This is a genomic window from Autumnicola lenta, assembly GCF_031846515.1.
GTDB classification, from domain to species: domain Bacteria; phylum Bacteroidota; class Bacteroidia; order Flavobacteriales; family Flavobacteriaceae; genus Autumnicola; species Autumnicola lenta.
The window spans coordinates 1-5000 of the sequence record NZ_JAVRHO010000046.1 but is presented as its reverse complement, the minus strand read 5'-3'; the positions used below and the strand labels follow the sequence as shown (position 1 = coordinate 5000).

2 tRNA genes and 2 rRNA genes (1 of these 4 running past the window's edge) are annotated in these 5000 nt (G+C 47.0%); all 4 read right to left on the bottom strand.

Annotation, left to right across the window (positions count from 1 at the left end):
- Positions 1-2099, bottom strand: a 23S ribosomal RNA gene (locus tag RM545_RS17205) (it extends 736 nt beyond the left edge of the window).
- A gap of 213 nt (positions 2100-2312) precedes the next feature.
- Positions 2313-2389, bottom strand: a tRNA-Ala gene (locus tag RM545_RS17200).
- A 263-nt stretch (positions 2390-2652) separates the two neighbouring features.
- Positions 2653-2726, bottom strand: a tRNA-Ile gene (locus tag RM545_RS17195).
- Positions 2727-2915: 189 nt separating this feature from the next.
- A 16S ribosomal RNA gene (locus RM545_RS17190) occupies positions 2916-4435 on the bottom strand.
- The 16S and 23S rRNA genes sit together here with 2 tRNA genes alongside, the layout of an rRNA operon.
- Positions 4436-5000: the final 565 nt, after the last annotated feature.

Genomic DNA, 5000 nt, shown 5'->3' with positions numbered 1-5000 from the left:
TACCGCTTCAATGTCTCCCACCTATCCTACACATCACTTGTCCAAAGTCAATACTAAGCTATAGTAAAGGTGCACGGGGTCTTTTCGTCCCGTAGCGGGTAATCGGCATCTTCACCGATACTACAATTTCACCGAGCTCATGGCTGAGACAGTGTCCAGATCGTTGCACCATTCGTGCAGGTCGGAACTTACCCGACAAGGAATTTCGCTACCTTAGGACCGTTATAGTTACGGCCGCCGTTTACTGGGGCTTCAATTCAATGCTTCGCCGAAGCTAACATCTCCTCTTAACCTTCCAGCACCGGGCAGGTGTCAGACCCTATACGTCATCTTTCGATTTAGCAGAGTCCTGTGTTTTTGATAAACAGTCGCCTGGACCTCTTCACTGCGGCCCTCCATTACTGAAGGGCGACCCTTCTCCCGAAGTTACGGGCCCATTTTGCCTAGTTCCTTAGCCATGAATCTCTCGAGCACCTTAGAATTCTCATCCCAACTACCTGTGTCGGTTTACGGTACGGGTTGCCGCCACTCGCTTTTCTTGGAAGTCGATCCTCAGGATTATCACCGCCGCCGTAGCTTTGGTGTACTATCGGGGTGTTACCACTCCCTTCAACGCACAATTCCGTCTGTGCGCACCTAATTTTCGCCTCCGTCCGCTTTAACGTGGGGCAAGTAGCAGAATATTAACTGCTTGTCCATCGACTACCCCCTTCGGGTTCGCCTTAGGACCCGACTAACCCTCAGCTGATTAGCATAGCTGAGGAAACCTTGGTCTTTCGGTGTGCGGGTTTCTCGCCCGCATTATCGTTACTTATGCCTACATTTTCTTTTGTAACCACTCCAGCATACCTCGCAGTACACCTTCAACGTTGTTACAATGCTCCCCTACCCCTTCAGATAAATCTGAAAGCCATAGCTTCGGTAATATGTTTATGCCCGATTATTATCCATGCCGGACCGCTCGACTAGTGAGCTGTTACGCACTCTTTAAATGAATGGCTGCTTCCAAGCCAACATCCTAGCTGTCTGGGCAGTCCAACCGCGTTTCTTCAACTTAACATATATTTTGGGACCTTAGCTGATGGTCTGGGTTCTTTCCCTCTCGGACACGGACCTTAGCACCCATGCCCTCACTGGTATACATCATTTTATAGCATTCGGAGTTTGTCAGGAATTGGTAGGCGGTGAAGCCCCCGCATCCAATCAGTAGCTCTACCTCTATAAAACTAATATACCGCTGCACCTAAATGCATTTCGGGGAGTACGAGCTATTTCCGAGTTTGATTGGCCTTTCACCCCTACCCTCAGGTCATCCCAAGACTTTTCAACGTCAACGGGTTCGGTCCTCCACTATGTGTTACCACAGCTTCAACCTGCCCAAGGGTAGATCACACGGTTTCGCGTCTACCATTACCAACTATGGCGCCCTATTAAGACTCGCTTTCGCTACGGCTCCATACCTTAAGTACTTAACCTTGCTGGAAACGGTAACTCGTAGGCTCATTATGCAAAAGGCACGCCGTCACCCCAAAGGGCTCCGACCGCTTGTAAGCGTATGGTTTCAGGATCTATTTCACTCCGTTATTCACGGTTCTTTTCACCTTTCCCTCACGGTACTGGTTCACTATCGGTCTCTCAGGAGTATTTAGCCTTGGCGGATGGTCCCGCCAGATTCATACAGGGTTTCCCGTGCCCCGCACTACTCAGGATACCACTATCAATAACACATTTGTACCTGTACAGGACTATCACCCTCTGCGGTCATTCTTTCCAAAATGTTCCAGTTCTATGTGCATCGAATATCGTGGTCCTACAACCCCAATAAGTCCGTAAACTCATTGGTTTGGGCTAATGCGCGTTCGCTCGCCGCTACTAGCGCAATCACTTTTGTTTTCTCTTCCTCCGGGTACTTAGATGTTTCAGTTCCCCGGGTTCGCCTCCTTACGGATAATACATCTTCAATGTACTGGGTTGCCCCATTCGGATATCTGCGGATCAATTCGTATGTGCCAATCCCCGCAGCTTTTCGCAGCTTATCACGTCCTTCTTCGCCTCTGAGAGCCTAGGCATTCCCCATACGCCCTTATTTAGCTTGTGTGCTTTTGCCTTCTAATTTGCTCGTATCTCTTTAACTCTTTCAAGTTAGTTCAATACTTAATATAATTTGCTCTTAATTTAGTTATATCTCTATAACTGTAGTTTCTCGTATTCTTTGTTTCTCAATATGTCAATGAACGTTCCCCCTCCAACTCCCCCGAAGGGGGAGAGAGGGCTCCCACTAGTTCCTCCCCTTCGGGGAGGTTAGGTGGGGATGGTGGAGAATATCGGAGTCGAACCGATGACCTCCTGCGTGCAAGGCAGGCGCTCTAGCCAGCTGAGCTAATCCCCCATTTTTTTTAGTCGACAGTCTCAGTATTCAGTATGGCAGTCTTTATTACTGCTAACTGCTCCTGCTTACTGCAAACTGGGTTACCCAACTTCTAAAATTTCCTTTCAATATATTTTAATGAACGTATTTGCCTTTGAGCAAAAACCCTGAACTCAGAACTTTTAACTCATAACTATCGCGCTCTGCGCGATTAGTAGTCTCAGGCAGACTTCCCTCGTCTTCGCTCGGGATAAACTTCTCACTCCCTGCGCCTACTCTTCGAGTAGTCTCAGGCAGACTCGAACTGCCGACCTCTACATTATCAGTGTAGCGCTCTAACCAGCTGAGCTATGAGACTGTCCTTAATAGTGTAAAAGTTGTAAAATCTAAATGTTTAAAGTTATACAACTTTTAAACCTTCAACTTTTTAACTTTTAACTACTAATAATTAAATTGACAAGCAAAAAATCAAGACCAAAAGGACTTCCTTTTGAACTTCCCTTTAACAATTGCGCATGCTTATTATAAGTAATAAGCCTTGCTCTAGAAAGGAGGTGTTCCAGCCGCACCTTCCGGTACGGCTACCTTGTTACGACTTAGCCCCAGTTACCAGTTTTACCCTAGGCCGCTCCTTGCGGTAACGGACTTCAGGTACCCCCAGCTTCCATGGCTTGACGGGCGGTGTGTACAAGGCCCGGGAACGTATTCACCGCATCATGGCTGATATGCGATTACTAGCGATTCCAGCTTCACGGAGTCGAGTTGCAGACTCCGATCCGAACTGTGATAGGGTTTATAGATTCGCTCCTACTCGCGTAGTGGCTGCTCTCTGTCCCTACCATTGTAGCACGTGTGTGGCCCAGGACGTAAGGGCCGTGATGATTTGACGTCATCCCCACCTTCCTCACGGTTTGCACCGGCAGTCTTGCTAGAGTTCCCGGCATTACCCGCTGGCAACTAACAAAAGGGGTTGCGCTCGTTATAGGACTTAACCTGACACCTCACGGCACGAGCTGACGACAACCATGCAGCACCTTGTAATCTGCCCGAAGGAAAGTCTGTTTCCAGACCTGTCAGACTACATTTAAGCCCTGGTAAGGTTCCTCGCGTATCATCGAATTAAACCACATGCTCCACCGCTTGTGCGGGCCCCCGTCAATTCCTTTGAGTTTCATTCTTGCGAACGTACTCCCCAGGTGGGTTACTTATCACTTTCGCTTAACCACCCAGCCCTCAATTAGGCCGGACAGCTAGTAACCATCGTTTACGGCGTAGACTACCAGGGTATCTAATCCTGTTCGCTACCTACGCTTTCGTCCATCAGCGTCAATATATTATTAGTGATCTGCCTTCGCAATCGGTATTCTATGTAATATCTATGCATTTCACCGCTACACTACATATTCTAACCACTTCATAATAATTCAAGGTCTACAGTATCAATGGCAGTTCTACAGTTAAGCTGCAGACTTTCACCACTGACTTATAAACCCGCCTACGGACCCTTTAAACCCAATGATTCCGGATAACGCTTGGATCCTCCGTATTACCGCGGCTGCTGGCACGGAGTTAGCCGATCCTTATTCGCAGAGTACCGTCAAACCCTTACACGTAAGGGTGGTTCTTCCTCTGTAAAAGCAGTTTACAACCCATAGGGCAGTCTTCCTGCACGCGGCATGGCTGGATCAGGCTCTCGCCCATTGTCCAATATTCCTCACTGCTGCCTCCCGTAGGAGTCTGGTCCGTGTCTCAGTACCAGTGTGGGGGATCTCCCTCTCAGGACCCCTACCTATCGATGTCTTGGTATGCCGTTACCACACCAACTAACTAATAGGACGCATACTCATCGCTTACCGTAACCTTTAATTATCTAATGATGCCACTAAATAATACTATGAGGTATTAATCCACGTTTCCATGGGCTATCCCTCAGTAAGCGGTAGATTGTATACGCGTTACGCACCCGTGCGCCGGTCGCCACCATCCGAAGACGTGCTGCCCCTCGACTTGCATGTGTTAAGCCTGCCGCTAGCGTTCATCCTGAGCCAGGATCAAACTCTTCATCGTTGTTTCTTATATATCTTAACAACTATTAAAAGTTTCTTCACTCTAACCCCGAAAGGTTAAAACAAAATAAAGCTCAAAAGATGACTCTTCTAGTCTTAATTCTTTGCTACTCATTTTACAGGATTACTCCCATAAAATTTCTTGTCAATTCAATATGTCAATGAACTTGCCCCCTCCGCCTTTGGCACCTCCCCCGAAGGGTGAGGATAACCTCGTGCTCAAAAGAGCTTCTCGTTGTTGAAATCCAGGGAGTCGAACCCTTATCTTTTGCCCCTATCGGCGATCTCTGTTTTCAGTACTTTTAATGAACTTTGCTTATTCTCAAAGCGGCTGCAAATATACAACTCTTTTTCTTTAACCTCCAAATTTTATTTTAAAAGTTTTTTAGAAAATTTTAAGCTGCTGTAATCGTCACTTTTTATAAGAACTCCGCCTTTTTGTTTGCCTCAAAAGCGGCTGCAAATATACAATGCTTTTTTCTTTTCCGGCAAACTTTTTTGAAGAAAATTTTTAATCGCTTTTCTTCCCGTTTCCTTACTCCAGTACCTACTCTCAATGAACTCCC